General features: G+C 71.0%; 31 protein-coding genes. 23 read left to right on the forward strand and 8 right to left on the reverse strand.

The genetic code is table 11. The annotated features are described in order from the left end of the window. The 8 genes from DDV73_RS18655 (at window position 1) to DDV73_RS18690 (ending at window position 6091) form a co-directional block, all read left to right on the forward strand. Window positions 1-816 carry an ABC transporter permease gene (locus tag DDV73_RS18655; protein WP_109508765.1) on the forward strand — a complete coding sequence of 272 codons (816 nt, stop codon included), beginning with the start codon at window positions 1-3 and terminating at the stop codon, window positions 814-816. Then, window positions 813-1592, forward strand: coding sequence for an ABC transporter permease (locus DDV73_RS18660; RefSeq protein WP_240617359.1), 780 nt, complete (start codon window positions 813-815; stop codon window positions 1590-1592). Before DDV73_RS18655 ends, DDV73_RS18660 begins: the two co-directional genes overlap by 4 nt. Before the next feature lie 87 nt (window positions 1593-1679). Beyond that, window positions 1680-2099 (forward strand): DM13 domain-containing protein, encoded by a 420-nt coding sequence (locus DDV73_RS18665; protein ID WP_240617360.1) that lies wholly within the window; start codon window positions 1680-1682, stop codon window positions 2097-2099. A gap of 49 nt (window positions 2100-2148) precedes the next feature. Continuing rightward, the gene (locus DDV73_RS18670) at window positions 2149-2775 is read left to right on the forward strand and encodes a class I SAM-dependent methyltransferase (RefSeq protein ID WP_240617361.1); all 627 of its coding nucleotides are present in this window, start codon (window positions 2149-2151) and stop codon (window positions 2773-2775) included. After that, on the forward strand, window positions 2772-2966 hold the full coding sequence (locus DDV73_RS18675) for a DUF3046 domain-containing protein (RefSeq protein ID WP_109508767.1): 195 nt from the start codon (window positions 2772-2774) through the stop codon (window positions 2964-2966). Before DDV73_RS18670 ends, DDV73_RS18675 begins: the two co-directional genes overlap by 4 nt. Then, a complete protein-coding gene (locus DDV73_RS18680) occupies window positions 2963-4207 on the forward strand; it encodes an MFS transporter (protein ID WP_109508768.1) in 1245 nt (414 codons plus the stop codon). Before DDV73_RS18675 ends, DDV73_RS18680 begins: the two co-directional genes overlap by 4 nt. A gap of 52 nt (window positions 4208-4259) precedes the next feature. Further along, window positions 4260-5054: an S-methyl-5'-thioadenosine phosphorylase gene (locus DDV73_RS18685; protein ID WP_109508970.1), complete on the forward strand. Its 795-nt coding sequence runs from the start codon at window positions 4260-4262 to the stop codon at window positions 5052-5054. Further along, complete coding sequence (locus tag DDV73_RS18690) at window positions 5051-6091, forward strand: NAD-dependent epimerase/dehydratase family protein (RefSeq protein ID WP_109508769.1); 1041 nt, start codon at window positions 5051-5053, stop codon at window positions 6089-6091. The genes DDV73_RS18685 and DDV73_RS18690 overlap by 4 nt, the downstream gene beginning before the upstream one ends. Window positions 6092-6219: 128 nt before the next feature. On the opposite strand, the gene DDV73_RS18695 is transcribed toward DDV73_RS18690, so the two are convergent. Then, window positions 6220-7551 (reverse strand): hypothetical protein, encoded by a 1332-nt coding sequence (locus tag DDV73_RS18695; RefSeq protein ID WP_109508770.1) that lies wholly within the window; start codon window positions 7549-7551, stop codon window positions 6220-6222. Between the two features lie 147 nt (window positions 7552-7698). Here DDV73_RS18695 and DDV73_RS18700 point away from each other — a divergent pair, with 147 nt between their 5' ends. The 14 genes from DDV73_RS18700 (at window position 7699) to DDV73_RS18765 (ending at window position 18377) form a co-directional block, all read left to right on the forward strand. After that, entirely contained in the window at window positions 7699-8229 is a 531-nt protein-coding gene (locus DDV73_RS18700; RefSeq protein ID WP_109508771.1) for a hypothetical protein, read from the forward strand. A gap of 101 nt (window positions 8230-8330) precedes the next feature. Continuing rightward, window positions 8331-8990: a glycosyltransferase family 2 protein gene (locus DDV73_RS18705; protein WP_109508772.1), complete on the forward strand. Its 660-nt coding sequence runs from the start codon at window positions 8331-8333 to the stop codon at window positions 8988-8990. 98 nt (window positions 8991-9088) lie between these two features. After that, on the forward strand, window positions 9089-9730 hold the full coding sequence (locus DDV73_RS18710; protein WP_206050952.1) for a TIGR04282 family arsenosugar biosynthesis glycosyltransferase: 642 nt from the start codon (window positions 9089-9091) through the stop codon (window positions 9728-9730). Further along, entirely contained in the window at window positions 9730-10365 is a 636-nt protein-coding gene (locus DDV73_RS18715; RefSeq protein ID WP_109508774.1) for a class I SAM-dependent methyltransferase, read from the forward strand. Before DDV73_RS18710 ends, DDV73_RS18715 begins: the two co-directional genes overlap by 1 nt. Continuing rightward, window positions 10365-11510 (forward strand): molybdopterin-dependent oxidoreductase, encoded by a 1146-nt coding sequence (locus DDV73_RS18720; RefSeq protein ID WP_109508775.1) that lies wholly within the window; start codon window positions 10365-10367, stop codon window positions 11508-11510. The genes DDV73_RS18715 and DDV73_RS18720 overlap by 1 nt, the downstream gene beginning before the upstream one ends. Then, complete coding sequence (locus DDV73_RS18725; protein ID WP_109508776.1) at window positions 11507-11929, forward strand: hypothetical protein; 423 nt, start codon at window positions 11507-11509, stop codon at window positions 11927-11929. The genes DDV73_RS18720 and DDV73_RS18725 overlap by 4 nt, the downstream gene beginning before the upstream one ends. Then, complete coding sequence (locus DDV73_RS18730; protein ID WP_109508777.1) at window positions 11907-12602, forward strand: response regulator transcription factor; 696 nt, start codon at window positions 11907-11909, stop codon at window positions 12600-12602. Before DDV73_RS18725 ends, DDV73_RS18730 begins: the two co-directional genes overlap by 23 nt. Further along, entirely contained in the window at window positions 12599-13720 is a 1122-nt protein-coding gene (locus DDV73_RS18735; RefSeq protein WP_109508778.1) for a sensor histidine kinase, read from the forward strand. Before DDV73_RS18730 ends, DDV73_RS18735 begins: the two co-directional genes overlap by 4 nt. Before the next feature lie 175 nt (window positions 13721-13895). Next, window positions 13896-14942 (forward strand): recombinase RecA, encoded by a 1047-nt coding sequence (recA, locus tag DDV73_RS18740; RefSeq protein ID WP_109508971.1) that lies wholly within the window; start codon window positions 13896-13898, stop codon window positions 14940-14942. 2 nt (window positions 14943-14944) lie between these two features. Continuing rightward, entirely contained in the window at window positions 14945-15586 is a 642-nt protein-coding gene (locus DDV73_RS18745) for a regulatory protein RecX (RefSeq protein ID WP_109508779.1), read from the forward strand. 27 nt (window positions 15587-15613) lie between these two features. Further along, window positions 15614-16318, forward strand: coding sequence for a GNAT family N-acetyltransferase (locus tag DDV73_RS18750; RefSeq protein ID WP_109508780.1), 705 nt, complete (start codon window positions 15614-15616; stop codon window positions 16316-16318). A gap of 12 nt (window positions 16319-16330) precedes the next feature. Continuing rightward, window positions 16331-17200 (forward strand): polyphosphate kinase 2 family protein, encoded by an 870-nt coding sequence (locus tag DDV73_RS18755; protein WP_420818483.1) that lies wholly within the window; start codon window positions 16331-16333, stop codon window positions 17198-17200. Beyond that, on the forward strand, window positions 17197-17970 hold the full coding sequence (locus DDV73_RS18760) for a HipA family kinase (protein WP_109508782.1): 774 nt from the start codon (window positions 17197-17199) through the stop codon (window positions 17968-17970). The genes DDV73_RS18755 and DDV73_RS18760 overlap by 4 nt, the downstream gene beginning before the upstream one ends. Beyond that, window positions 17967-18377, forward strand: coding sequence for a DUF3037 domain-containing protein (locus tag DDV73_RS18765; RefSeq protein ID WP_109508783.1), 411 nt, complete (start codon window positions 17967-17969; stop codon window positions 18375-18377). The genes DDV73_RS18760 and DDV73_RS18765 overlap by 4 nt, the downstream gene beginning before the upstream one ends. A gap of 91 nt (window positions 18378-18468) precedes the next feature. Here the strand turns inward: DDV73_RS18765 and DDV73_RS18770 are convergent, their stop codons facing one another. The 3 genes from DDV73_RS18770 to DDV73_RS18785 all read right to left on the reverse strand — a co-directional run bounded on the left by DDV73_RS18770 (window position 18469) and on the right by DDV73_RS18785 (window position 21942). Then, complete coding sequence (locus tag DDV73_RS18770; protein ID WP_109508784.1) at window positions 18469-19212, reverse strand: sirohydrochlorin chelatase; 744 nt, start codon at window positions 19210-19212, stop codon at window positions 18469-18471. An 85-nt stretch (window positions 19213-19297) separates the two neighbouring features. Then, on the reverse strand, window positions 19298-20041 hold the full coding sequence (locus tag DDV73_RS18775) for a phosphoadenylyl-sulfate reductase (protein WP_109508785.1): 744 nt from the start codon (window positions 20039-20041) through the stop codon (window positions 19298-19300). Window positions 20042-20226: 185 nt separating this feature from the next. Then, window positions 20227-21942 carry a nitrite/sulfite reductase gene (locus DDV73_RS18785; RefSeq protein WP_109508787.1) on the reverse strand — a complete coding sequence of 572 codons (1716 nt, stop codon included), beginning with the start codon at window positions 21940-21942 and terminating at the stop codon, window positions 20227-20229. Between the two features lie 403 nt (window positions 21943-22345). On the opposite strand from DDV73_RS18785, the gene DDV73_RS18790 reads away from it, so the two are divergent. Beyond that, complete coding sequence (locus DDV73_RS18790) at window positions 22346-23821, forward strand: glycine hydroxymethyltransferase (RefSeq protein ID WP_109508788.1); 1476 nt, start codon at window positions 22346-22348, stop codon at window positions 23819-23821. Between the two features lie 59 nt (window positions 23822-23880). On the opposite strand, the gene DDV73_RS18795 is transcribed toward DDV73_RS18790, so the two are convergent. The 4 genes from DDV73_RS18795 to DDV73_RS18810 form a co-directional block, all read right to left on the reverse strand. Beyond that, window positions 23881-24570 carry an anti-sigma factor family protein gene (locus DDV73_RS18795; RefSeq protein ID WP_109508789.1) on the reverse strand — a complete coding sequence of 230 codons (690 nt, stop codon included), beginning with the start codon at window positions 24568-24570 and terminating at the stop codon, window positions 23881-23883. Further along, window positions 24567-25124: a sigma-70 family RNA polymerase sigma factor gene (locus tag DDV73_RS18800; RefSeq protein WP_109508790.1), complete on the reverse strand. Its 558-nt coding sequence runs from the start codon at window positions 25122-25124 to the stop codon at window positions 24567-24569. Before DDV73_RS18800 ends, DDV73_RS18795 begins: the two co-directional genes overlap by 4 nt. Before the next feature lie 20 nt (window positions 25125-25144). Beyond that, entirely contained in the window at window positions 25145-26008 is an 864-nt protein-coding gene (locus DDV73_RS18805; protein WP_109508791.1) for a DUF4394 domain-containing protein, read from the reverse strand. Between the two features lie 410 nt (window positions 26009-26418). Then, the gene (locus tag DDV73_RS18810) at window positions 26419-26676 is read right to left on the reverse strand and encodes a hypothetical protein (RefSeq protein ID WP_109508792.1); all 258 of its coding nucleotides are present in this window, start codon (window positions 26674-26676) and stop codon (window positions 26419-26421) included. Between the last annotated feature and the right edge of the window lie 101 nt (window positions 26677-26777).

The raw sequence follows: 26777 nt of genomic DNA on the forward strand, positions 1-26777 counted from the left end.
ATGGCTGTCATCGAGAAGGCGGCCGCGCCCGACGCCGCGAGCCCGGAGTTCATCGGGCGCCAGCTCGACTACTGGCTGATCGTCTACCGGCGGACCTGGAAGGGCACAGTCATCTCGTCGTTCGTGGCACCGGTCTTCTACGTGCTGGCGATGGGTGTGCTGCTCGGCGAGTACGTCGATGCCGATCCGGACCAGCTCGACGGCGCCACGTCGTACCTCGCCTTCATCGTGCCGGGTCTGGTCGCCAGCCACGCCATGCAGACCGCGGTCGGCGAGGTGACCTACCCGGTGATGAGCATGATCAAGTGGCAGAAGGTCTACGACTCGATGCTGGCCACGCCGCTGCGGGTCCCCGACGTGGTCGCCGCGAACCTGCTGTTCGTGCTGTTCCGGCTGGTCACCACGTGTGGGGTCTTCATGCTCGCGCTGGCGCCGTTCGGGGTCTTCGAGACCTGGTGGGGCGCGGTGCTGGCGTTCGGCGCGCAGGTGCTGGTCGGGATGGCGTTCGCGGCGCTGGTCTACGGCCTCACCGCCGGGATGAAGTCCGAGGAGGGCTTCGGGCTGATCTACCGGCTCGGTGTCTTCCCGCTCTTCCTGTTCAGCGGCGCCTTCTTCCCGGTGAGCAACCTCGGCCCGGTCCTCGCCTGGGTCGCCCGGGCCACGCCGCTGTGGCACGGCGTCAACCTGTCTCGGATGCTGACGCTGGATAACGTCGACTGGTCGCTGGCGGCGGTACACGTGCTGGTGCTGCTCCTGCTCACCGCGTTCGGCTGGTGGTGGTCGGTACGCCGGCTGACGGCGAGGTTGGTCTCGTGAGCGACGTCGCGGCGACCGCGCCTGGCGCGCAGATGCTGATCCTGCGCAACTACCTGGCATACAAGGGTGCCTGGAAGCTGTTCGTCACCGGGTTCCTGGAGCCCGTGTTCTACCTGTTCTCGATCGGCATCGGTGTCGGTCAGCTGATCGACACGTTCGAGTTCAACGGCCAGACCATCCCGTACGCCGAGTTCGTGGCGCCGGGGATGCTGGCGGCCTCGGCGATGAACGGCGCACTGCTGGACTCCACCTTCAACGTCTTCTTCAAGCTGAAGTACCAACGTCTCTACGACCAGGTGCTGGCCACCCCGCTCACCACCCGCGACGTCGCCGCCGGCGAGATCGCGTGGGGGCTGATCCGCGGCAGCGTGTACGCCGCGGCGTTCCTGCTGGTGATGACGGCGATGGGCCTGACCGGCTCGTGGTGGGCGATCCTGGCGCTGCCGGCGGCGGTACTGATCGGGTTCGCCTTCGCGGCGGTCTGCATGGCGCTGGCGACGTACATGAGGAGCTGGCAGGACTTCGACAAGGTCACGCTGGTGCACACGCCGCTGTTCCTGTTCTCGGCGACGTTCTTCCCGGTGACCGCGTTCGACGGCTGGCTGCGCTGGGTGGTGGAGGCGACGCCGCTGTACCGCGGTGTGGTGCTGTGCCGCGAGCTGACGACCGGTGCGGTGTCCTCGGCGTCGCTGGTCTCGGTGGCCTACCTGCTGGTGATGGGCGTGGCCGGGCTGCTCGTCGTACGTAAGCGACTCGACAGCCTTTTGCTCACCTAGGCGACACGCCCTGAGCGCCGCGGCCGCTGCCATGATGGGCGGCATGCGGGGTTCTTGGTGTTTGGTGCGATCGTCGCCTCGGCCGCAGTGATCGTAGGGCTGTGGGCCTTCGAGCCGTGGCGGCTGTTCACCTCCAGTGAGGTCAACGAGGCGGCGCCGTCGAGCAGCCGGGTGCTCGACAGCGCTGAGTTCGAGGACGCCGAGCACGACACCAACGGCCGGGTGGAGATCCTCGAGCTGGCCGACGGCCGCCGGTTCGTGCGGCTGGAGGAGCTGGCCTCCTCCGACGGCCCGGACCTGCAGGTGTGGATCACCGACCAGCCCAGCGGCGGCGAGTGGGGCTCCTACGACGACGGTCGCTACGTCAAGCTCGGTGAGCTGAAGGCGACCCACGGCAACCAGAACTACGAGATCCCCGAGGACGCCGACCTCGACGGCCTGAAGTCGGTCGTCATCTGGTGTGACCGCTTCAACGTCGCGTTCGGTACCGCACCCGTCACTCTCTGACCCGAAAACCGGTTCGGCCGGACAGCCGGTCGGCTGGCAGGATCGGCCTGTGCCCACCACCAGTCCGCAGGACGCCACCATCGCCGCATACGCCGAGGACGCGGCCGCCTACCGCGACGCGACCGCCTCCCTGAACCAGCACACCGCACGGCTCGCCGACGCGTTCGCTGCCGGCCTTCCTGCCGGCGCCCGCGTGCTGGAGGTCGGCAGCGGCGGCGGCCGGGACGCGCTCGCTCTGGAGCAGCGCGGACTGAGCGTACGGCGCACCGACATCACGCCGGCCTTCGTCGAGCTGCTGCGGGCCGCGGGCCACTCGGCCGACCTGCTCGACCCGCTGCACGACGACCTGACCGACCCCGGCCGGGAGTCGCCGTACGACGGGGTCTGGGCGAGTGCCTGCCTGCTGCACGTCGCGCGGGCCGACCTGCCGACGGTGCTGCGGCGGCTGGCCGCGGCGACCACTCCGGACGGCCTGCTCCATCTCTCGCTCAAGGAAGGCGACGGCGAGCAGTGGTCGACGCACGGCTCGATCGCCGGCGCCCGCCACTTCACCTACTGGCGCGAGGCGCCGCTGCGCGCCGTACTCGACGAGGTTGGCTGGACGGTGCAGGACGTCGGCCGCTACGAGTCCGCGAACGGCACCGACTGGCTCGACGCGTTCGCGAGCCGCCGATGAGGCACACCGAGTTCTGGGCACGGATGGAGGCGGTGCTGGGACCGGCGTACGCCCGTAGCTGGGCCGAGCAGCAGGTGCTCGCCGACCTGGAGTCGCGCACCGTGGTCGAGGCGCTCGCCGCCGGCGAGCACCCCAAGGCGGTCTGGGCGGCGGTCTGGCGCCGGCTCGAGCTGCCGGAGTCCGAGCGATGACCGACACCGTCGCGGTCCAGCGGCGCACGATCCGGACGCTGGTCACCGCCCAGGCGGTCGGCGCCGTCGGCATCACCATCGGCATCGCGACCGCGTCCCTGCTCGCCAAGGACATCTCCGGATCCGAGAAACAAGCCGGCCTGGCGCAGACCTTCCAGGTCGTCGGCGCCGCGGTCGCGTCGTACCTGCTGGCCCGGATGATGGCGCGCCGCGGCCGCCGGATCGGGCTGATGTCCGGCTACCTGATCGGAGCGGTCGGCGCCGGCACCTGCGTGCTGGCCGGAGTCGTGGAGTCGATGGCGCTGCTGCTGGTGGGGGCCACCATGCTCGGCGCAACGACCGCGGCCAACAACGGCGCCCGGTACGCCGCCACCGACCTGGCCGAGCCGCGGCACCGTGGCCGCGCGCTGTCGATCGTGGTCTGGGCGACCACCATCGGTGCCGTGGTCGGCCCGAACCTCACCGGCGTCTCGGCCGACGTCGCCGAGGCGCTCTCGATCCCGGAGCTGACCGGTCCGTTCGCGCTCGGCAGCATCGGCCTGCTGGCGGCCGCGCTGGTGCTGTTCGTGTTCCTGCGACCCGACCCGTTGCTGCTGGCCCACGCACAGGCCGGTCTCGACGCCTCACCACCGACCGGCACCTCTTGGGGGCGGGTGCGCTCCGTCCTCGCCACGCGGCCGAGCGTGGCCGCCGCGATCGGCGGCATGGCCGGCGCGCACGCCGTGATGGTCGCGGTGATGGTGATGACGCCGCTGCACATGGAGCACGGCGGCGCCACGCTGCGGATCATCGGCGTGGTGATCAGCCTGCACGTGCTCGGGATGTTCGCGTTCGCTCCGGTGGTCGGCATCGCCTCCGACCGGCTCGGCCGGGCGCCGGTGCTGTGGGCCGGCGGCGGCATCCTGCTGGTCGCCCTGCTGCTCTGCGGCGCGGCGCCCGAGGGCAGCTCGTGGGAGATCTTCTCCGGCCTCTTCCTGCTCGGCCTCGGCTGGTCGGCCGCGACCGTGGCCGCCTCCACGCTGCTGACCGAGCACTCACCCCTCGACGCCCGCACCGACGTCCAAGGCGCCGCCGACCTGATCATGGGCCTCACCGCGGCGGTCGCGGGAGGCTTCGCCGGCCTGATCGTCGGCTCGCTGGGCTACGCGTGGCTCAACGGCTTCGCCTCGGTCTTCGCGGTCGGCGTACTCGTTGCCGCCGCGCTCGCACACCGCCCGGACCCGGTCCTTACGAAAGCCTGACGACCGGCCGTCGAGCCTCGTGGTGGCGGCCGCCCGGTGCCACGCTGACTGCGTGAGCTCTTCGGATCGGGCCGACATCGCGGTGATCGGCGGCAGCGGCTTCTATGCGTTCCTCGACGAGCCGGAGCGGGTGACGGTCGAGACGCCGTACGGCGCGCCGTCCGCGCCGATCGCGGTCGGCGAGCTGGCCGGACGGCGGGTCGCCTTCGTACCGCGGCACGGCGCGGGACACGAGCTCCCGCCGCACCGGGTCAACTACCGCGCCAACCTGTGGGCGCTTGCCTCGCTCGGGGTGCGCCAGGTGTTGGCGCCGTGCGCGGTCGGCGGGCTGCGCCCGGAGGTCGCGCCCGGGGACATCGTCGTACCCGACCAGCTCGTCGATCGCACGAGCGGCCGGGTGCAGACGTTCGTGGACAGCGGTGCCGTGCACGTGCCGTTCGCTGACCCCTACTGCCCGCGGCTGTCCGCGGCGGTGGCTGCCGAGCCGGGGGTGAGCCGCGGCGGCACCATGGTCGTGATCGACGGGCCGAGGTTCTCCACCCGCGCGGAGTCGCGGTGGTACGCCGCGCAGGGCTGGTCGTTGGTCAACATGACCGGACACCCCGAGGCCGTGCTGGCCCGGGAGCTGCGGCTCTGCTACGCCGCAGTCGCGCTGGTGACCGACATGGACGCGGGCATCGAGGCCGGGGAGGGCGTGGGACAGGCCGAGGTCTTCGCGATGTTCGCGCAGAACGTCGAGCGGCTGAAGGGGATCCTGGCCGCAGCGATCTCCGAGCTTCCGGACCCGGACGGCTGCGGCTGCTCGGCCTGGGCAGACGGCCTCGACCTCACCTACGAGGCATCGTGAAGGTCCTGCTCACCGGCTCGGCCGGCTTCATCGGCTCCGCGATCGCGGTCGCACTGGAGGCGCGCGGCGACGAGGTGGTCCGGGTGGACGCGATGCTGCCGGTCGCGCACGGCGCGGCGGCCGCCCCCGCGGGCACCCACCTGCTCGACGTGCGGGACGCCGGCGCCTGGACGGACCTGCGGGGGGTCGACGCGGTCTGCCATCAGGCGGCGCTGGTCGGCGCCGGCACTGACGTGGCCGATCTGCCGGCGTACGCCGCGCACAACGACCTCGGCACCGCCGCGCTGCTCGCCGCGATGGCGGGTGCCGGTGTCGACCGGCTGGTGCTGGCCTCCTCGATGGTCGTGTACGGCGAGGGCCGGTACTCCTGCACCGAGCACGGCCGCCAGGACCCGCCTCCGCGGGTTCGCGCCGAGCTGGAAGCGGGGGAGTTCGACAACCGCTGTCCGCGCTGCGGGGCCGCGCTGGCTTGGCAGCCGGTGCCCGAGGACGCACCGCTTGACCCGCGCAGCAGCTACGCCGCGAGCAAGGTCGCCCAGGAGCACTATGCCCGGGCCTGGGCCAGGCAGACCGGCGGCAGCGTGGTCGCGCTGCGCTACCACAACGTCTACGGGCCGGGGATGCCGCGGGACACGCCGTACTCGGGCGTGGCGGCGCTGTTCCGGTCGTCGCTGGAGCGCGGCGAGGCGCCGCAGGTCTTCGAGGACGGCGGCCAGCTGCGCGACTTCGTGCACGTCGTCGACGTCGCCCGCGCCAACCTGGGCGCGCTGGACGCCCTCGAGGACCGAGGCACCGGCAAGGTCGCGGCGTACAACGTCTGCTCCGGCGTCCCGATCTCGATCCTGGAGGTCGCCGGCCTGGTGGCGCTGGGGAGCGCGACACCGCGGTGCCCCGTGGTCACCGGCGGCTACCGGCTCGGCGACGTCCGGCACGTCGTGGCCTCGCCCGACCTGGCCGCGCGTGAGCTCGGCTTCCGCGCGCGGATCCGGCCCGAGGCCGGGCTTCCCGACTTCGCCACCGCGCCACTGCGCGCCTGACCAGGACGTCATACGGATCGCGAGCAATAGGGCTCTCGGTGTATGACGTGCCGCGCGACGTCATGCGGTGCGCATGCAGTAGCTGTCGTTTCGTATGACGTCCGGCCCGAGACGCCGCCCCCGCGCCGTCACCAGGTGGTGCGCAGGAGGTGTTGGACGGCGACGGCGAGCACGATCTGCAGGACCAGGCCGGCCCGGCGCCAGCGCTCGGGCAGCAGCGCGCATGCGACCAGCAGCCACGGCACGAACGGCAGCCAGATCCGCTCCACCTCGGCCTTGCTCATCTGCGAGGCGTTCGCGGCCAGCACCATCGCCGCACCCGCTCCTGCGAGCCAGAGCACCACTCGCTCCTCGACATCGGCGATGGTACGTCGAACCCGGGTCGCGGCGTGACCGAGTGCCGCGCCCGCGAGCGGGCCGGCGCTGAAGAACAGGCAGGCGAGGTTCGCCCAGGTCCAGTACGCCGCCGGCCGCGCACTCGCGACGCCGGCCCAGTAGCGCTCGCGCAGCACCGGGAACGCCTCCCACCAGTAGAACCCGTACGCCGCGTACGCGAGGACCACGGTGAGCGCGGCGGCGACCGCCGGCACCAGCGGACGCCACGACCGGGCCACCACCAGCACCGCGACAGCGAGCAGGCCCAGCAGCGGCAGGCCGTAGGACAGCATCACGCAGTAGCCGAGCAGCAGCCCCGCGGACACCGACCAGGCCAGGCTGCGGCGGGTCGCGGCCAATGCCAGGGCGGCGACGCCCCACGCGGCCACTGCCGCGAACATGCCGTCCGCCGAGACGCACTGCCAGATAGCCGCCGGCCCGAACGTCAGGAACGGAGCCGCCCGGCGGGCGGCGCCCTCCGCGCCGAGAGTGCGCATCGTCGACATCACCGCCACCGCCGTCGAAGCCGCGAAGGCGGTCACCACCAGCCCGGCCGCGAAGCCGCTGCCCAGCCCGATCCGTACCAACACCACGAAGAAGGTCAGCGCGCCGGGCGGGTGGCCGGCGATGTGCACCGGCCAGTTGGACGGCTCGGCGTCGAACGGGATCCGGCTGACGTAGATCTCTAGGGTCGCCGGTAGGTCGTCGGTGGCGCGGGCGGTGCCGAGGTACTCGTACTGGGTGTTCAGGATGTCGCCCACGCCGCCGGGACCGTCCACGAAGGCCAGCGCGAGCAGCCAGGCCAGGCCGGCGGCGTACACAGCCGTCAGCAGGCGCGGCCAGCTCAGCCGCTCGGCCAGGTCGACAGCCCGCAGGCTGGCGAGTACGGCGAGCAGCACCGCCGGCAGCGTGCCCGGGCCGAGCCGCGGGTCGAGGTAGGCGTGCAGCGGCGGGAACGAGCGGACGTGGACGTTCCAGTCGAACAGGGGCGGGATCGTCAGCGCCGCCAGCATCAGCGCCACCGCGACCGCCAGGCCGGTCCGCGCACCTCGGGTGGTCACGGTCGCGAGCTGGGTCGTCGCCATGCCGCCGACGATAGGACCGACCGACCGGCCAGCGGACGTCGTACCCGGCTTCGTCAGCGTTTCGTAAGGGGTTTGGGTCCCTGGGCCTACGAGCAGGGTCGCCGCTGGTGCCAGCCTGCTGAGAGGTTCCTTCTACAGGAGGCAGACATGCATCAGAGCACTCGGACCTGGCGTGCCTTCACCGCGCTGCTGACCGGACTCCTCATCGTCGTCGCGACCTCGCTGGTCGCGGCGGCACCCGCCGAGGCGCGGGCAACCAGGCTCTCGCACCGCGAGGCCGCCAAGAGCCTCCGCGCCGCCAACATCACCTGGTCCTCCACGGGTGGCTGCAGCGACCGGAACAACCCGACCTGTACGTCGTTCTCCAAGATCCGGCGCTCGACGGTCCGCGGCATCAGGACCTTCAAGCGCGCCAGTCACTGCCGGGTCCACATCACCGGCGCCACCGAGACCGGCCACGACACCTCCCTGCGCTACAGCCACTGGCGGGGCTGGAAGGTCGACATCTCCAAGACCCGCTGTGTGAAGCGGTACATCCGCAACAACTTCCGCAACCTCGGCCTCACCCGAGGAGTGCCGACGTGGCGCTCGTCGGGCGGCAACGTCTACCGCGACGAGGGCGACCACTGGGACATCGCCTACTGCTACCACCAGCCCCGCTGTGTGAGTGGGTCCTGATGGCTAGCAGCCGGACGGCGTCGGTGGTCCGCGTGACCACCGTCAGCGTTCCGTAAGGCTTTACGGGCCCGCAGGGCCTCGCGCGTTCCTAGCGTGAAGTCATGCGAACAGACTGCACGCTGATCCTCCCGTGCCGGGACGAGGCAGCGGCGCTCCCGGGAGTCATCGCGACCGTGCCGGCGGGCCTCGCCGTGATCGTGGTCGACAACGGCTCGACCGACGGTACGGCGGACACCGCTCGCCGGCTCGGCGCCACGGTGGTCACCGAGCCGGCGCCCGGGTACGGCGCCGCCGTGCATGCGGGGGTGCTCGCCGCGAACGGCGAGTACGTCGCGGTGATGGACGGTGACGGCTCGTTCGACCCGGCCGACCTGCTCCCACTGCTCGACGACGTGACGGCCGGACGAGCGACGATGGCGGTTGGCCGGCGCCGTCCAGTACGGCGTGCGGTGTGGCCGTGGCATGCCAGGCTCGGCAACGGGCTGGTCGTGGCCTGGTTGCGCCGTACCGCCGGGCTGCCGGTCCACGACATCGCGCCGATGCGGGTCTGCCGGCGCGCCGACCTGTTGGCGCTCGGCGTACATGACCGGCGGTTCGGCTACCCCGTCGAGCTCCTCCACAAGGCCACGCTGGCCGGCTGGCGGCTGACCGAGCACGACGTGGCCTACCACCCCCGTGCCGCCGGCACTCGCTCCAAGGTCTCCGGCTCGGTCCGCGGCACCGCACGCGCAGCCCGCGACTTCTGGCGGGTGCTCGCATGACCAGCCTCCCCGACGGGATAGTCCAGTACGTTCCGCATCACTTTCGGCCGGAAAGTGATGTCAAACGGCCTGGACTATCCCGACCTCGCGCCCTGGTGGTGGCCAAGGCGCCGGTGCCGGGGGAGGTGAAGACCCGGCTGGGGCGGGAGGTCGGGATGGCGGTCGCGGCCGAGCTGGCCGCGGCGGCGCTGGCCGACACGCTCGACGCGTGCGCGATCGCCTTCGGCCCACGTCACTGTCACCTCTCCCTCGCCGGGGACCTCGACCAGGCGATCGACGCCGACGAGATCCTGGCCAGGCTCGCCGGCTGGACGATCCACGAGCAGGCAGGCGACGGGCTGGCTGCCCGCCTGGCCCGGGCCCATCAGGACGCGGCCGCCGACGGTGACGTCGTCGTCCAGATCGCGATGGACACCCCGCAGGTGACGCCGCGCCAACTGCGCGCGGTCGCCGCTCGGACCGCTGAGGGCCACGCCGTGCTCGGCCCTGCGACCGACGGCGGCTGGTGGGTGCTCGCCGTCGCCGAGCCGGACGCGCGTGCGACGGCGGCGGCGCTGGTCGACGTACCGATGTCCACCGCGCAGACCGGCCATGCCACCCAGGCCGCGCTCGAGCGCGCGGGTCTGCGGGTCAGGCCGACCTACTTGCTGCGCGACGTCGACACCGCTGCTGACGCCCGGGCGGTCGCTCGGGCGATGCCGGCTGGCCGGTTCAAGGCAGCCTGGGAGCGGGTTACCTGATGACCGTTCTTCCGTTCTCCGCGGTCTGGTCGTCGGCGCTGCGAGGCGAGCCGTGCACGGTCTGGGGACTGCACGCGCTGCCCGAGCTGGTGCCGCTGCCGCACTGGCACGGCCATCCGGTCGCGGCCGACGAGGCCCTGCTCGGCCACTGCGTCGGAGCCACCATCGACATCGGGTGCGGCCCCGGTCGGCTGACCGCGCACCTCGCCCGTGAGGGCCACACCGTGCTCGGCATCGACGTGGTCCCGGAGGCCGTCCGACAGACCCAGGCGCGGGGCGGACCGGCGATCGTGCGCAGCGTGTTCGAGGCGCTGCCCGGCGAGGGTCGCTGGCAGACCGCGCTGCTCGCCGACGGCAACATCGGCATCGGCGGCGACCCCGCCGTGCTGCTGCGCCGGACCCGGACCCTGCTCGCGCCCGGCGGTCGCGTGGTCGCGGACCTGGCGCCGCCGGGGACCGGCGTCCAGTCGCAGCCGCTGCGGATCGAGACCGCGACCGGCCTCAGCCGGCCGTTCCAATGGGCGCTGGTGGGAGCCGATGCGGCCGCCGCGGTCGCCCGGGAGGCCGGGCTGAGCGTCGAGCTCCTGGAGCAGTACGACGACCGCTGGTTCGCCGTACTCGGGAGGGGCACCTGATGCGACTGCCCGACGAGAGGGACTTCAGCACCCGCCTCCGCGACCCGGCGATCACCTCACGGGTCGGCCTCTGGCTCGGCATCAGCTTCGCGACCTGCTTCCTCACCGGCCTGGTCAGCCACTGGGCGCAGTCGCCCGACCCGTGGCTGGCGTTCCCGACCCGCCCGGTGTGGGGATACCGCCTCACCCAGGGCCTGCACGTCGTCTCCGGGACGATGGCGGTCCCGCTGCTGCTGGTGAAGCTCTGGACGGTCTACCCGAAGCTCTTCGCGCGGCCGCCCCGCCGGGTCCGCGAGCTCGCTCTGCACGGCGCCGAGCGGGTCTCGATCGCGGTCCTGATCTCGGCCGCGATCTTCCAGCTGGCGACCGGCCTGGCCAACTCCGCGCAGTGGTACCCGTGGGCGTTCCGCTTCGTTCCCACCCACTACGCCGTGGCGTGGATCGCGATCGGGGCCCTCGCGATCCACGTCGCGGTCAAGCTGCCGATCGTCCGCGCCAGTCTGGGTCGAGCAGGTCGCGCAGCGACCGTCGCCGAGACCACCACGCTCGAAGATGGGCTCTCTCGCCGCGGCCTGCTCCGGACCACCTGGCTGGCCGCCGGCGTGGCCGCACTCGCGACCGCCGGCAGCACGGTGCCGCTGCTCCGGCACGTCTCGGTCTTCGGGGTCAGGTCCGGCGACGGCCCGGGCGGCATCCCGATCAACAAGTCGGCGAAGGCGGCCGATGTGGTGGCGGCGGCGACCAACCCGGCGTACCGCTTGAGCATTGGGTACGGCGACCGCGAGCTCACCCTCTCCCGTGACGACCTCGCCGCGATGAGGCAGACGACCGAGGACCTGCCGATAGCGTGCGTCGAGGGCTGGAGCGCGAGCGGCGCCTGGACCGGGGTGCGCGTGCGTGAGCTGCTCGACCTGGTCGACGCGCCGCGGGGGAGCGACGTCACCGTCACCTCCCTTCAGCCCAAGGGCCCGTACCGGGTCATCTCCCTGCCGGCCGACTTCGCCGACGACCCACTGACCCTGCTCGCTCTCGGCCTGGAGGGCGAGCCGCTCTCGATCGACCACGGCTATCCGTGCCGGCTGATCGCGCCCAACCGGCCCGGCGTACTCCAGACCAAGTGGGTAGCCAGGTTGGAGGCGACATGACGCGCGTTGCGCTGATCGGGACCGGCCTGCTCGCCGCGGCGTACGGCGGCTGGCTGCTGCTGGACCTGGGCTGGGACAACCTGGTCGCGACCGCTAACTGGCTGGTGGCGGGCGTGATCCTGCACGACGCCGTACTGGCTCCGGTGACGATCCTGGCAACCGTCGTCCTGGCCCGGTTGCTGCCCAGTGCGTGGCGAGCGCCGGTGACCGTCGGAGCGATCGTGCTCGGCTCGCTGACGCTGCTGGCGATCCCGGTCCTGGGCCGGTACGGCGCGAAGGCCGACAACCCGACCCTGCTCGACCGGAACTACACCGGCGGCTGGCTGGCGGTCGCGGCACTAACCTGTGCGGGAGTCGCCGTGGCGGCACTCGCGAACGCTCGCAGGAGGAGGAACGATGGCCAGGATCCTGGTCGTTGACGACGACCACACGGTGCGCGAGGTGGTCGTGTCCTACCTCCGCGCCAACAAGCACGACGTGGACGAGGCCGCCGACGGCGAGGCCGCGCTGCGCGTGATGCGGGCCGCGCCGGCCGACCTCGTCGTACTCGACCTGATGCTGCCGGGAATCGACGGGCTCGAGGTCTGCCGACGACTGCGCGAGGCGAGCGACGTACCCGTGATCATGCTGACCGCGCTCGGCTCCGAGACCGACCGGGTCGTGGGCCTCGAGCGCGGCGCCGACGACTACGTCACCAAGCCGTTCAGCCCCCGCGAACTGGTGCTGCGCGTCGACTCGGTGCTGAGGCGGGCGGGGGACCGCGGGCCTGAGGGCCCCGAGCAGGTGACCGACGGCGACCTGGTCGTCGACAGCGAGCAGCACCTCGCCACGCTGGCGGGGGGGCGGCTGGCGCTGACGGCGCGTGAGTTCGACCTGCTCCGGCATTTGGTCTCGAACCCCGGCAAGGCATTCTCCCGCGAGGACCTGCTGCAGCAGGTGTGGGGCTGGTCGTTCGGCGACCAGTCGACAGTCACCGTCCACGTCCGCCGGCTGCGGGAGAAGGTCGAGAAGGACCCGACCCGGCCGCAGCGGCTGGTCACGGTGTGGGGCGTCGGCTACCGCTGGGAGCCCTCCGAGATGGTGTCGTCATGAGCGACCAGGTGCAGGTGGTGCTGATCGCCGCGGCGTGGGCCGGCGGTGTCGGCGTACTCGGGCTGGGCCTGGCCTGGCTGCTGCGCCGGCTGTCGGTGCGCTGGCTGGCGACCCTGGTGGCCGTGGTCGCCGTCGGCGCGGTGGTCGCTGGCATGGTCGGTACGGCGCGCGCGATGTTCCTGTCCGACCACGACTTCGGCGTCGTGCTCCTGGTCGCGCTGGTCGCCGGCGTCGTCGCCGTGACCGTGGCGATGGCGGTCGGCGGTGCCTTCGCCGGCTGGTCCCACTCTCTGCAGCAGGACGCGCGGCGCTTCGGCGAGAGCGGTGAGTTCGTGGGCGACTCGCGTGGCCCGGCGGAGCTGCGGGCGCTCTCCGACGAGCTGGCCCGGACCAGCGCCAAACTGGCCGAGTCGCGCACCCGGGAGGCGCGGCTGGAGGACTCGCGGCGGGAGCTGGTCTCCTGGGTCTCCCACGACCTGCGCACCCCGCTGGCCGGCCTGCGGGCGATGACCGAGGCGCTCGAGGACGGGCTGGCCGAGGATCCCGGGCGCTACCACCGCCAGATCAGGTCCGAGGTGGACCGGATGGTGCGGATGGTCGACGATCTGTTCGAGCTGTCCCGGATCCATGCCGGGGTGCTGCGGCTCAGCCTGCAGCCGGTCGCCCTCGGCGACCTGGTCAGCGAGGCGCTCGCGGGCGCGGACCCGGTCGCACGGGCGCGGAAGGTGCGGCTGGGCGGCAGCGTCGAGGACGGGCTGTTGCTCCATGCCGACCCGGCCGAGCTGTCCCGGGTGCTGTCGAACCTGCTGATGAACGCGATCCGGCACACGCCGGCCGACGGCGTGGTGGAGATCCACGGCCGCGCCGTACCGGAGGGCGTCGAGCTGAGCGTCACCGACGGCTGCGGCGGGCTGTCCGCGGAGGACATGGCGCGGGTCTTCGACGTGGCCTGGCAAGGGAGTACGGCGCGTACCCCGCACGCGACCGACGGGCCGGCAGGCTCGGGCGCCGGGCTTGGCCTCGCGATCGTCAAGGGGATCGTGGAGGCGCACCGGGGCCGGGTTGCGGTCGCCAACCACGCGCCCGGCTGCCAGTTCCTGGTGCAACTGCCGACCTGACCCGCGTGTCGCACACGGTCGAACACCTGTTCGGGCTAGTGTTTTCCACAGATTGACGTAGGGGTCGTTTCTCCACAGGCAGCACAGTCCGATGAGCGACTGTCGGCGGCCTCGTCTAAGTTCGGCGGCAATGAAGAAGACGCGCAAGAAACCCACGGAACGGACGGACAACAACATGGCTGGTGGAGACCGCGAGCAGGCCCTCGACGCCGCACTCGCCAACATCGAGCGACAGTTCGGCAAGGGCTCGGTGATGCGCCTCGGCGACGAGACGCGCGCCCCGCTCGAAGTGATCCCGACCGGGTCGATCGCCCTAGACGTCGCGCTCGGCCTGGGTGGTCTGCCGCGCGGCCGCGTGGTCGAGATCTACGGACCTGAGTCCAGCGGTAAGACCACGGTCGCGCTGCATGCGGTGGCCAACGCGCAGAAAGCCGGCGGCATCGTGGCGTTCATCGACGCGGAGCACGCGCTCGACCCTGACTACGCCAAGGCGCTCGGCTGCGACACCGACGCGCTGCTGGTCTCCCAGCCGGACTCAGGTGAGCAGGCGCTGGAGATCGCCGACATGCTGATCCGCTCCGGTGCCCTCGATCTGATCGTCATCGACTCGGTCGCCGCGCTGGTGCCGCGCGCCGAGATCGAGGGCGAGATGGGCGACTCCCACGTCGGCCTCCAGGCCCGGCTGATGAGCCAGGCGCTGCGGAAGATGACCGGTGCGCTCAACAACTCCAAGACCACCGCGATCTTCATCAACCAGCTCCGCGAGAAGATCGGTGTGATGTTCGGTTCCCCGGAGACCACCTCCGGTGGCCGGGCGCTGAAGTTCTACTCGTCGGTGCGGCTCGACGTGCGCCGGATCGAGACCCTCAAGGACGGCCAGGACATGGTCGGCAACCGGACCCGGGTCAAGGTCGTCAAGAACAAGGTGGCCCCGCCGTTCAAGCAGGCCGAGTTCGACATCATGTACGGCAAGGGCATCAGCCGCGAGGGCGGTCTGGTCGACGTTGGTGTCGAGACCGGGCTGGTCCGCAAGTCCGGCGCTTGGTACACCTACGAGGGCGACCAGCTCGGCCAGGGCAAGGAGAACGCGCGCTCCTTCCTCCGCGACAACCCCGACCTCGCCAACGAGCTGGAGAAGCGGATCCTGGAGAAGCTCGGCGTCGGCCCGCAGGTCGACGGTGAGGCCGACGCTCCGGCCGAGCCCACCGGCATCGACTTCTGACGATGCCGTCCAAGACGGGGGCCGTTGACCCGTGGCAGGGCGACGTAGCGCACGGGGTGGCCGCGTGGACACGCGCGGCCGTCCCGGCCCAGCCGGAGGAGACCGCTCCGCCGGACTCGAAGGCGCAGGGCCCTGACGCCGACCCGGAATCGGTGGCGCGCACGATCCTGCTCGACCTGCTCGCCACCAAGGCCCGCAGCCGCAAGGAGCTCGCCGACAAGCTGGCCTCTCGCAACGTGCCGGAGGATGTGGCCACGCGGGTCCTCGACCGGTTCGAGGAGGTTAGCCTGATCGACGACCGGGCCTTCGCCCGGTCCTGGGTGGAGTCGCGCCAGGCGGGCAAGGGCCTGGCCAGGCGGGCGCTCGCCCAGGAGCTGCGTCGCAAGGGCATCGACGACGAGATCGCGCGCGAGGCGCTCGACGAGCTCGAGCCCGACGACGAGGAGGAGTCGGCCCGGCTACTGGTCCGCAAGAAGCTCCGCTCGTTGCGCGGCGTCGACCAGACGACCGCGACCCGGCGGCTGGCCGGGATGCTCGCCCGCAAGGGCTACTCGTCCGGCGTGGCGTTCGCGGTCGTCCGCGAGGAGTTGGCAGCCGCGGGCCTCGAAGCCGCCGAGCCGACGAATCCTGAGTTCGACATCTGACGCGCACTCTCCGTCTACCCTCGAAGCATGAGCGTCCGGGTACTGGTAGCACACGGTGACCGGGAGCTGGCCGGGGTTGCGCGCGCGGACGAGTCCTGGTGGGCGGCGGCGTGCCGGATCGCGATGACGGTCCACGGCGACCCGGTGGCCGTCGATCTGTCCGGCGAGGACAAGCGGTTCGCGATTGACCACGACCTCAAGGTCACCATCCGCCCGATGACCCGGGGCGACCTGCCCGACGTGACCCGGTGGCGGCAGGCCGAGCACGTTCATCGCTGGTGGGTCGCCGACGGCCACCCGACCGCCGACAACGTCGCCGCGCAGTACGTTCCCGATATCGACGGCCTGACCCCGACCCGGATCTGGGTGTCGGAGGTGAACGGCCGCTCGGTGGGGTTCGTGCAGGACTACCGGATCGGCGACTACCCCGAGTACGCCGTACACGGTCCCGACCCTGACGCGATCGGCGCCGACTACGCGATCGGTGAGGAGAAGTGGTGCGGCCGGGGCATCGGTACCCGGGTGATGTGGGCCTGGCTGCTGAAGAGCCGGCACCGGTTCCCGGAGGCCACCACCTACTTCGCGGCGCCCGACCACCGCAACGAGCCCTCGCTCCGGCTCCTCGACAAGCTCGGCTTCACCCGCGGCGTGTGGTTCGACGAGCGGAACGCCGACGGCAGCAGCACCACAGTGGTGGGCTGCACCTTCGACGTGCGGCGCGTGCTCGGCTGAGCGCCCAGCGGCATGCGCGATAGTTCTTCCATGACTGCCCCGACCCTCCGCCTGCCGCCGGGCCCCGTCGACCTGGCGTCGATCGCGACCGACGCGGCGTCCGGCTTCGACGGCAAGAAGGCCGACGGCGAGGCGGCGCTGGCGGAGCTCGGTCCCGAGCTGTCCGAGCTTCAGGAGCGGTTGTTCGCCCAGCGCGTGACCGACTCGGCGCAGCGGATCCTGCTGGTGCTGCAGGGCATGGACACCTCCGGCAAAGGCGGCGTACTCCGGCACACGGTCGGCCTGGTCGACCCGCAGGGAATCCGGATCACCTCCTTCAAGGCGCCGACCGAGGAGGAGCGCAAGCACGACTTCCTCTGGCGGATTCGCAATGCCGTGCCAGGTCCCGGCTACATCGGCGTCTTCGACCGCTCTCACTACGAGGACGTGCTGATCGCCCGGGTACGCGAGCTCGCCGATGCCGACGAGATCGAGCGCCGGTACGACGCGATCAACGACTTCGAGGCCGAGCTCGCCGACCAGGGCACGGTCGTCATCAAGTGCATGCTGCACATCTCGGCCGCGGAGCAGAAGGAGCGGCTGCTGGCTCGACTGGAGGACCCGACCAAGCACTGGAAGTACAACCCGGGCGACCTCGACGAGCGCGCGCTGTGGCCGGCGTACCAGGAGGCCTACGAGATCGCGCTGGAGCGCACCAACACCGACATCGCGCCCTGGCACGTCGTCCCGGCGGACAAGAAGTGGTTCCGCAACCTGGCCATCGGCCGGTTGCTGTTCGATGCGCTGCAGGGTCTCGGCCTGGAGTGGCCGAAGGCCGACTTCGACGTCGAGGCGGAGAAGAAGCGGCTCGCCACCAGCGACCCCGGAGCGCCGGCCACGTGATCCCCGAGGTCGCCGTCACCCGCTACGTCACCCCGCTTCGCGAGGGCGGCAGCCTGCCCGGGATCGTCGAGGCCGACGACCTCGGCACCTATGTCTGCAAGTTCCGCGGCGCCGGCCAGGGGCTTCGGGTGCTGGTCGCGGAGGTCGTCGTCGGCGAGCTGGCCCGGCGCCTCGACATCCCGACTCCCGAGCTGGTGGCTCTGCAGCTCGACCCGGAGATCGCCCGGTTCGAGGCCGACGAGGAGGTGCAGGACCTGCTCAAGGCCAGCGTCGGCCTCAACCTCGGGGTCGACTTCCTGCCCGGCTCATTCGGCTACGACGCCTCCGCCGAGCCGGACCGCGAGCTGGCGGGCCGGATCCTCTGGCTGGACGCATGTACGGCGAACGTCGACCGCAGCTGGCGCAACCCGAACCTGCTGCTGTGGCGGCACCAGCTCTACGCGATCGACCACGGCGCGGCGCTCTACTTCCACCATCTGTGGCCGAACGGCGGTGGCAGTCCCGGGCGATTTGCCACGCAGCCGTACGAGGCGTCCGAGCACATCCTGCGCCACTACGCGGCGGAGGCGGCTGCGCAGGATGCGGTCCTGGCCGGTGCGGTCGGGCCGGACCTGCTCCACGAGGTGTTGGCGCTGGTCCCCGACGAATGGCTTGAGCCGGTGCCCGGCGCCGAGTCCGCGGGAGCGGTCCGGGCCCGCTACATCGAGTTCCTCGCGGCGCGGGTGCAGGGTGAGCGCGGCTGGCTGCCGCAGGTCGAGGTGGCCGAGTGAGCGCCTACCAGTACGTCGTCCTCCGCTGCGTCCCGCGCGTCGAGCGCGAGGAGTTCGTCAACGTCGGTGTGGTGCTGTACTGCCCGACCCAGGACTTCCTCGCCGCACAGTGGCTGATCGACGACGCCCGCCTCCACGCTGTCGACGCGAACCTGGACCTGATCGCTGTCCGCTCCGCGCTCGAGGCGGTGGACAAGGTATGTCGCGGCGACGCACACGTCGACTTCGGGCTGGGCCAGCGCGCCACGTCGTACGGCGTCCGCGTCGGGAAGGACGACCAGAGCACCCGGTTCGGCTTCCTCAAGGCGCCGCGCAGCACCGTCATCCAGCCCGGCCCGGTCCACGGCGGCCTCGCCCGCGACCCCGCCGCCGAGCTACAGCACCTGCTCACCACCCTCGTCACCTAACGCCGCCAGCGGAGCTCCGGGTCGAGGCGCGTTGACCCGGCCCGTCTTCACACCAAATGCCGCCGACCCGGCCCGGAGCTCCGCTGGCGGGTTAGACGGGGACGAGCTCGACGGCGCCTACGGCGTACCTGGCGAGGATGGTGCGGGCCAGGACGGGGTGGGCGCCGAGGGGTTCGGACACCGCGACCGCGCCGGCCTCGACCGCCAGCTCGGCGGCCCGGTCGGGCAGGAAGCCGGGTGCGAGGAACAGCGAGGCGACGGCGACGTGCCGCCGGCCCTCGCCGCGGAACGCGCGCACGGCCTCGCCGGTCGCCGGGGGAGCGGACGACGCGAAGGCCGCCGACACCGGGAGCTTGTGGTGCGTGCCCCAGACTCGCGCCAGCCGGGCGACTGCCTGGTTGGCGAGCGGGTCGCTCGACCCAGCAGCGGCGAGTACCAACGCGTCGAGCTCACGGACCCGCGCCGCCTTGAGTGCCTCGCGCAGCCGCAGGTCGAGCACTTCTAGGAACGCCGTTTCCAGGCCGAGGATGTCGGTCGCCCGGATCTGCACTCCGGCGTGCCGCTCGGAGGCGGCGGCGATGGCGGACGGTACGTCGACCTTCGCGTGGAACGCCTCGCTGAGCAGCAGCGGGACCACGACGATCTCGTCGAACCCGGCCCTCGCGAGCTTGGCGACGACCTGGTTGAACGTCGGCTTGGACAGGTCCAGGAAGGCCGTCTCGATCCGGAGGTCGGGACGCATCGTGCGGACCTCGGCCACGAGGGCCTCAATCGTCGCGGCCGACCGCGGGTCGCGGCTTCCGTGGGCCAGGGCTACCAGTGCAGGAGCGGCCATTGTGGCGATCTCCCTTCGGTGGGGAATCGTGGGTGACCGACCACGTTGTCGGCCTGCGGGGCTTTCCCGAGATGAATGCGGGCGCTCATGAGTGGATCCCGCATTCGGTCTTGTTGGTGCCGGCCCAGCGGCCGCTGCGCGGGTCCTCGCCCGGCGCGACGCGGCGGGTGCACGGCCAGCAGCCGATCGACGGGTACCCGTCGTACACCAGAGGATTGACGAGTACGCCGTTCTCGGCGATGTAGCGCTCGACCTGCTCGTCGGTCCAGCGTGCCAGGGGCGAGACCTTGACCTTGCCCTTCTTGGCGTCCCAGCCGATCACCGGCGCGATCACCCGGTTGTGGGTCTCGGCGCGGCGCAGCCCGGTCGCCCAGGCGTCGTACTCGGCGAGCGAGTCCTTGAGCGGCGCCACCTTCCGCAGCGCGCAGCACAGGTCGGGGTTGGTCTTGTAGAGGTCCTTGCCGTACTCGGCGTCCTGCTCGGCCACCGACTGGACCGGCGTGATCGTCAGCAGGTTGACCGGCATCGTGGCCTGTACGGCGTCGCGGGTGCCGATCGTCTCCACGAAGTGGTAGCCGGTGTCCAGGAAGACCACGTCCAAGCCGGGCGCGACCTTGGAGGCCACGTGCGCCAGTACGGCGTCGCCCATCGACGACGTGACGCAGAACCGCTCGCCGAACGTAGCGACCGCCCACTCGATGATGTCCTCGGCGGGTGCCAGCTCCAGCTCGGCGCCCCAGTGCGAGACCAGTTCGCGCAGCTCCTCGGGGCTGCGGCCGTCGGTGTGGATGCCGCGGTTGGCGCGCGCGGCTGCGGTGGTTGCGCTCATGACCTGGTCTCCGATCCTGGAACGACGGGCCCAAGCCCGGTCGGTCGGATCAGGCCGAGCATCTTCAGCGAGAACGCGCGCAGGCAGGAGTGGCATTCCCACGACCCCGCGTCCGCGGTGTGCGGCCGGAGGTTCTCGTCCCCGCAGTAGGGGCAGTGGAAGGCCACCGCACGCTCACTCATCGGCTACACCCGCTCCAGGCTCTTGTCGCCGCGCAGCAGTTCGTCGTCGGCGCGCTGCACCCACGAAGCGAAGGTCTCGCCGTCCTGCCGGTCGGCGAGGTAGTTGGTCACCACGGTGGTCACGTAGTCGCCGAGGCCCTTGCTGGTGACCTTGTGGGCGCGCAGCTTGCGGCCGAAGTTGGCGCCGAGCGCCAGCCCGCCGCCGAGGTGCACCTGGAAGCCCTCGACCTGGTTGCCGTCGGAGTCCAGGACAAGCTGGCCCTTGAGCCCGATGTCGGCGACCTGGGTGCGCGCGCAGGCGTTGGGGCAGCCGTTGACGTTGATCGAGATCGGGGTGTCGAGGTCGGGGATCCGCCGCTCCAGCTCGTCGATCAGGTCAGTGGCCCGGGCCTTGGTCTCGACGATCGCGAGCTTGCAGAACTCGATGCCCGTGCAGGCCATGGTGCGGCGCCGCCAGTTGGAGGGGGTCGCGGTCAGCCCGATCTTCTCGAGGTCCGCCGCGAAGGCGTCGGTGTCGGCGCCGGCGACGCCGATCACCACCAGCTTCTGGTACGCCGTCAGCCGGGCGCCGCTGGCGCCGTACTTGTCGACGAGGTCGGCCAGGCCGACCAGGATGTCGCCGTTGACGCGCCCGACGATCGGCGCGGCGCCGAGGAAGAACTTGCCGTCCTTCTGCTCGTGCACGCCCATGTGGTCGCCCTGCTTGTCGGGCACCTCGGGGGAGGGGTTGGAGACCAGGTCGCGCTTGAGGTACTTGGTCTCGAGGACCTCGCGGAACTTGTCCTTGCCCCAGTCGGCGACCAGGAACTTCAGCCGGGCGCGCGAGCGCAGCCGCCGGTAGCCGTAGTCACGGAAGATCGACGCGACGCCCTCCCAGGCGTCCGCGACCTCCTCCAGCGGGATCCACACGCCGAGCTTCTGGGCCAGGTGCGGGTTGGTGGACAGGCCGCCGCCGACCCACAGGTCGAAGCCCGGCCCGAACTCCGGGTGCACGGTGCCGACGAACGAGATGTCGTTGACCTCGGGCGCCACGTCGTGGCTCGGGTGGCCGGTCAGCGCGGTCTTGAACTTGCGCGGCAGATTGGAGAACTCCGGGTTGTTGAGCGCCCGGCGCTTGATCTCCTCCAGCGCCGAGCTGCCGTCGATGATCTCGTCCTTGGCGATGCCGGCGACCGGCGAGCCCAGGAACGGGCGCGGCGAGTCGCCGCAGGCCTCGATCGTGGTCAGCCCGGCGCCCTCGAGCCGCTCCCAGATCGCCGGGACGTCCTCGACCTCGATCCAGTGGTACTGGATGTTGTTGCGGTCGGTGATGTCGGCGGTGTTGCGGGCGTACTGCTGCGCGACCTCGCCGAGCGCGCGCAGCGCTTGTCCGCCGAGGATCTGGCCGTCGGTGCGCACCCGCATCATGAAGTAGCGGTCGTCCAGGTCCTCCTCTTCGAGGGTGGCGGTCTTGCCGCCGTCGAAGCCGGGCGCGCGCTGGGTGTACAGGCCCATCCACCGGAAGCGGCCGCGCAGGTCGGCCGGGTCGATGGAGTCGAAGCCCCTCTTGGAGTACGTGTAGAGGATGCGGTCGCGGACGTTGAGCGGGTTGTCGTCCTTCTTGGACTGCTCGTTCTTGTTCAGGGGCTCGCGGTAACCCAGCTCCCACTGGCCTTCACCGCGCTTGGGGCGCGGGATCTCCAGCGGCTGCGGTTCGACCGGGCTGCGTTGATCAGTCATAGCGGAGCGATTCCTTAACGAGTGCTGGAGACGCACGATTCGCGAGGGTTCCGACTCCGTCGTCGGCTGCTACTGCTGAGCCCTGCGACCTGCGCCCGGAAAGTAGGGGGATCGGGCGTCGCGCGCAGCGGAAAACTGAGCGCGGGTCAGTGGGGCCAACACATCATGCTGCGCGTACGCCCGTAGTCCACGTGGCGTCGAACCACGAGGTAGGCGTGCGTTGCAGCGCTGATCATGCGAAGAGTCTCAGCGGTTGGACGCCTCTCACACAAGCCGAGTTCTCATGATGTGAGATTGTGCGCCAGAATATGAGATCGTCCGGCGCTTTACCCCCACAAATCCCGCCTGAGCGAACGCCATGGCGAGGTCTGCATCACACCGCGCGGCTACTACCATGTGCGCCATGACTGACGCTCCCGCCGGCCTCCCCGCCTCCGCCCCCGTCGACAGCGCTCTCGTGAGCAGTGCCTACCAGCAGGCGCTCGAGGTGATCGGCTCGGTCGAGCCGCGGATCGCCGAGGCGACGCGCCAGGAGCTGGTCGATCAGCGGGCCTCGCTCAAGCTGATCGCGAGCGAGAACTACGCCTCGCCTGCGGTGCTGCTGACGATGGGCACCTGGTTCAGCGACAAGTACGCCGAGGGCACCGTCGGGCACCGCTTCTACGCCGGCTGCCAGAACGTCGACACCGTGGAGGCGCTCGCGGCCGAGCACGCCCGCGAGCTGTTCGGCGCGCCGTACGCCTACGCCCAGCCGCACTCCGGCATCGACGCCAACCTGGTCGCGTTCTGGTCGATCCTGGCCCACCACGTCGAGACCCCGTGGCTGGAGAAGTTCGGCGCCAAGAACGTCAATGAGCTCAGCGAGGCGGACTGGGAGTCGCTGCGGCACGAGTTCGGCAACCAGCGCCTGCTCGGCATGAGCCTGGACGCCGGCGGCCACCTGACCCACGGCTTCCGACCGAACATCAGCGGCAAGATGTTCCACCAGCAGCAGTACGGCACCGACCCGGAGACCGGCCTGCTCGACTACGACGCGGTGCTCGCGAAGGCCAAGGAGTTCCGGCCGCTGGTGCTGGTCGCCGGCTACTCGGCGTACCCGCGCCGGGTGAACTTCGCCAAGATGCGCGAGATCGCCGACGAGGTCGGCGCGGTGCTGATGGTGGACATGGCGCACTTCGCGGGCCTGGTGGCCGGCAAGGTGTTCACCGGCGACGAGAACCCCGTCCCGCACGCCCACATCACCACCACGACCACCCACAAGTCGCTGCGCGGCCCGCGCGGCGGGCTGGTGCTCGCTCAGCAGGAGTACGCCGCCGACGTCGACCGCGGCTGCCCGATGGTCCTGGGCGGCCCGCTCTCGCACGTCATGGCGGCCAAGGCGGTCGCGCTCGCTGAGGCGCGGCGGCCGGAGTTCCAGACCTACGCCCAGAACGTCGCCGACAACGCCAAGTCGCTGGCCGACGGCTTCCTCAAGCGCGACGCGAAGCTGGTCACCGGTGGCACCGACAACCACATCGTGCTGCTCGATGTCACCAGCTTCGGGCTGACCGGGCGGCAGGCGGAGTCGGCGCTGCTCGACGCCGGCGTGGTCACCAACCGCAACTCGGTCCCGGCCGACCCCAACGGCGCCTGGTACACCTCCGGCATCCGGTTCGGCACGCCCGCCCTGACCACCCGCGGCTTCGGTCACGACGAGTTCGACCGGACCGCCGAGCTGGTCGTCGACGTGCTGTCCAACACTGAGCCCGGCACCACCAAGGCGGGCGGCCCGTCGAAGGCGTCGTACAAGCTGGCCGACGGCGTCGCCGACCGCACCAAGGCCGCCTCGGCCGAGATGCTCGACAAGCACCCGCTGTACGCCGGACTCGAGCTTGGCTGACCGGTCCAGGTGCTGCCAAGGGTGCGGACTCGACCTGGTCTGACGAGCTGAGCTGCTGGTCAGGCGAAGTCCGACCTCACGACAACCGTGCCGTCGGCGTCACGCACCTCGAACCCGTCCGCGCGGTCCCTGACCACGGACGAGTTCAGGTTGCACAGCATCTCCTTCGTGCCGGTTCCCACGAACTCGCCGGCGGGATAGCGACGGCCGTCAAGGCCGAGTACGACGACTCGGTAGCGGTCGCCCCGCTCGAAGCCACGCGCACGCAGCTTCACCTCCACGCCCCAGGTGTGCGGGACTACGTTGGCGGAGGCGGTGACGGCCGGATCCAACACTGTGACCGGCACCGCCTCCAGCGGGCCGGGTGGCGCCTCGTCGGGCTCGGTCAGCCGGAGCCCCGCGACCAGGACGATGGCGGCCACCGCAGCGGCGACACCGGCCAGCGACGCCGTCCGCAGCCACCGGTTGCGGGCGTCACGGCGGCGGGCCGCGTCGACCGACTCCACGACCCGGTCGCCGAGGTCGGTAGGGGCAGCATCGACTGGAGCGAGGCCGCCTCCGGCACGGCGTACATCGGCGAGCGCGGAGGCTACCGGGAGGAGCTCGTCGCGCTCGGCGCGACAGTCCGCACAGCTGGCGAGATGCTCCTCGACGCGACGCGCCTCCTCATCGGACAGCTGCCCCAGCACGAACGCGCCCAGGCTGGTCCGTAGCTGGTGGTGCTCCGCCGAGTCGTCGTGGTCGTTCATAGCGACACCTCCATCTCCTCCAGGACAACGCGCAGCGCCTTCAACCCGTAGAACACCCGACTTCGCAGGGTGCTCTCTGGGATCCCGAGCTCACCCGCGACCTCGGCGTACGGCCGATCGTTGAGGTAGGTCTCGGTGAGCGCGTGCCGATGGTCCTCGCCGAGGCGGCGCAGCGCCTCCTCAACCAACCAGCGCTGCATGAGGGCCTCCCACTCGTCTGGACTGCTGGGCGATGACCGTTCCAGAGTCTCGTGGTCGGCGAGGTCATTGAGCCAGGCACGCGAGCCGCGCGCCCGATGGAGGTCGATCACGACGTTGCGGGCGATCCCGAACAGCCACACCCGCATACCGGCGATCTGCGGGTCGTAGCGCTCTCGAGCTCGCCACGCTCGCAGGAACGTCTCTTGTACGGCGTCCTGCGCGGACCCCGGGTCACCGAGACCGCGCAGCGCGAAGCGGTAGATCTCCGCACCGTGTGCGGCGTACGCCTCGCGCACCCCCTCTTCCCGTGAGAAGAGCGAGGTGCGCGAGGCCCCTCCCCACGGTCGCGCCATCGCCAGTCCCGTCGTGTCGGTCAGTGATCGAGCTTCACGGCCAGGTCGGTCACCTGGGCGTGCCGCGGGAACCGGCCCTCGATGTGGGCCTTGCCGGTGAGCAAGGAGACCGAGTAGAGGGCATATTTCCCGTTTACGCCGAGTGTTGCCCATCCCCGGACACTCTGTGTGGTGCCGTGCCTGGTGTCGCTGAAGATGTCGAAGCCCGCGTCCGGGCCGGCGTCGACGCCGAGCTTGCCGGTGGCGGCGAGCTGGCCGGAGTTGGCCGGCGACTGCAGCGCGACTTGGTCGAGGGTGGTGTCCAGGTCGAACAGGGTGGTCGCCGTGGTCGGGTCCAGGTCGTTGTTGGTGTACGCCGCGGCGCTGATGCCGGCTGCCGGTGTGATCGCGGGCGGGTAGGTCAGGTGGCTATCGATCACCGTCGCGCCGCCGGGGTTCACGTCATGGCGGAGGTTCTGCCCGGTGTCGCTCACGACGCGGAGCCGGTCCGCCGCTGGGTTGAAGTCCACGCCGAACTTCGCGCCAAGAAGCGGGACCGTGAGCTGGCTGACCTTGGTGGCCTTTGCCGACCACGTCGAGATCGTGTAGACGCCGCCGGCGTTGCCAACGCCGTACAGCTTGCGGTCCTGCACTCGGTAGTCGACGCCCACCAGGGCGGTGTCACCGGTGAGCCCGCTGATCTTGCCGATGGTTCGGGGCACCTCGGGCAGGCGCAGATGGAAGGCCACGAGCTTGCCGGAGCCGGTCAGGCCGATGGCGAGGTTGCCCGAGCCGCCGAACGAGCGGCCGGAAGCTGGTCCGGCGCTCGCGGCACCGGGCATGAGGGTGGCGGCGAGGGCGAGGCTTGCGATGCCGGCAAGGGCGCCAGCGGTGGTGCGCTTCATCGGATTCTCCTGTCGCGGATGCATGAACGGGTCCACCGGTAGATACGGATCAGGCGCCGGACCTGTTGAAACGACATTGCCGATCGGAAAGTCGGCTGCACCGAGTAACCCGTGCCAAATGTTTCGCGGGAGTAGGTGACGGAGGCGGTTCGATCGCACGCACCTACGACCAGGAGTACGCCGAGGTACTGGACCTGGACGCCGACTGGCGGCACGCCGCAGCGTGAGACAGCGGTTGCTCGCGATCCGGCACGGTCGGGCAGGATTCGCCGGTCGCCGTCACTCAACGGAGTTTCTCGGGTCGTACACCACAGCACCGATTCCCACGAGAACTCCGAGAAGGAGGATGGCGGGGTGCAGCCAACTGAGCAGGAGACCGCACAGGATGGCGGCCGCGAACGAGGTCAACTTCACGGCGTGAGCTCCCAGAGCCGTTCGCTGGGCAGGGCGTCCAGGCGGCCCGCCGCATCGCCCCTGAGCGGCGCCGAGTCGACGGTCACTCGGAGACCGAGGAAGCGCCGGCTCATCGCCTCGACGTAGCGCTCGGCCTGGGTCTGGCCGGCGGCGTGCTCACGGACGATGTGGGAGCCGAACCAGACTCGGACCCGGCGGACGCTGGACTCGTCCGGCTCTGCCGCCAGACGGTGCTGCTGCTTTGTGGAGGACATGTTTCGAGCCTGAGCGACCGCGGCCCGACAGGGGAGTAGGGTCAGGGCACCGCAGCGTTTAGCGTGTTTAAACGGACAGAACGGGACGAACTGACGATGCC

Source organism: Nocardioides speluncae, from assembly GCF_003121585.1.
Taxonomy (GTDB): domain Bacteria; phylum Actinomycetota; class Actinomycetes; order Propionibacteriales; family Nocardioidaceae; genus Nocardioides; species Nocardioides speluncae.

Coding starts and splice junctions, on each gene's coding strand:
- DDV73_RS18745 (WP_109508779.1), top strand. CDS start 14,945: ATGCCGTCCAAGACGGGGGCCGTTGACCCGTGGCAGGGCGACGTAGCG.
- DDV73_RS18700 (WP_109508771.1), top strand. CDS start 7,699: ATGCATCAGAGCACTCGGACCTGGCGTGCCTTCACCGCGCTGCTGACC.
- DDV73_RS18750 (WP_109508780.1), top strand. CDS start 15,614: ATGAGCGTCCGGGTACTGGTAGCACACGGTGACCGGGAGCTGGCCGGG.
- DDV73_RS18800 (WP_109508790.1), bottom strand. CDS start 25,124: ATGGCGCGACCGTGGGGAGGGGCCTCGCGCACCTCGCTCTTCTCACGG.
- DDV73_RS18680 (WP_109508768.1), top strand. CDS start 2,963: ATGACCGACACCGTCGCGGTCCAGCGGCGCACGATCCGGACGCTGGTC.
- DDV73_RS18755 (WP_420818483.1), top strand. CDS start 16,331: ATGCGCGATAGTTCTTCCATGACTGCCCCGACCCTCCGCCTGCCGCCG.
- DDV73_RS18715 (WP_109508774.1), top strand. CDS start 9,730: ATGACCGTTCTTCCGTTCTCCGCGGTCTGGTCGTCGGCGCTGCGAGGC.
- DDV73_RS18770 (WP_109508784.1), bottom strand. CDS start 19,212: ATGGCCGCTCCTGCACTGGTAGCCCTGGCCCACGGAAGCCGCGACCCG.
- DDV73_RS18775 (WP_109508785.1), bottom strand. CDS start 20,041: ATGAGCGCAACCACCGCAGCCGCGCGCGCCAACCGCGGCATCCACACC.
- DDV73_RS18725 (WP_109508776.1), top strand. CDS start 11,507: ATGACGCGCGTTGCGCTGATCGGGACCGGCCTGCTCGCCGCGGCGTAC.
- DDV73_RS18735 (WP_109508778.1), top strand. CDS start 12,599: ATGAGCGACCAGGTGCAGGTGGTGCTGATCGCCGCGGCGTGGGCCGGC.
- DDV73_RS18730 (WP_109508777.1), top strand. CDS start 11,907: ATGGCCAGGATCCTGGTCGTTGACGACGACCACACGGTGCGCGAGGTG.
- DDV73_RS18785 (WP_109508787.1), bottom strand. CDS start 21,942: ATGACTGATCAACGCAGCCCGGTCGAACCGCAGCCGCTGGAGATCCCG.
- DDV73_RS18810 (WP_109508792.1), bottom strand. CDS start 26,676: ATGTCCTCCACAAAGCAGCAGCACCGTCTGGCGGCAGAGCCGGACGAG.
- recA (WP_109508971.1), top strand. CDS start 13,896: ATGGCTGGTGGAGACCGCGAGCAGGCCCTCGACGCCGCACTCGCCAAC.
- DDV73_RS18675 (WP_109508767.1), top strand. CDS start 2,772: ATGAGGCACACCGAGTTCTGGGCACGGATGGAGGCGGTGCTGGGACCG.
- DDV73_RS18805 (WP_109508791.1), bottom strand. CDS start 26,008: ATGAAGCGCACCACCGCTGGCGCCCTTGCCGGCATCGCAAGCCTCGCC.
- DDV73_RS18790 (WP_109508788.1), top strand. CDS start 22,346: ATGACTGACGCTCCCGCCGGCCTCCCCGCCTCCGCCCCCGTCGACAGC.
- DDV73_RS18705 (WP_109508772.1), top strand. CDS start 8,331: ATGCGAACAGACTGCACGCTGATCCTCCCGTGCCGGGACGAGGCAGCG.
- DDV73_RS18695 (WP_109508770.1), bottom strand. CDS start 7,551: ATGGCGACGACCCAGCTCGCGACCGTGACCACCCGAGGTGCGCGGACC.
- DDV73_RS18720 (WP_109508775.1), top strand. CDS start 10,365: ATGCGACTGCCCGACGAGAGGGACTTCAGCACCCGCCTCCGCGACCCG.
- DDV73_RS18795 (WP_109508789.1), bottom strand. CDS start 24,570: ATGAACGACCACGACGACTCGGCGGAGCACCACCAGCTACGGACCAGC.
- DDV73_RS18655 (WP_109508765.1), top strand. CDS start 1: ATGGCTGTCATCGAGAAGGCGGCCGCGCCCGACGCCGCGAGCCCGGAG.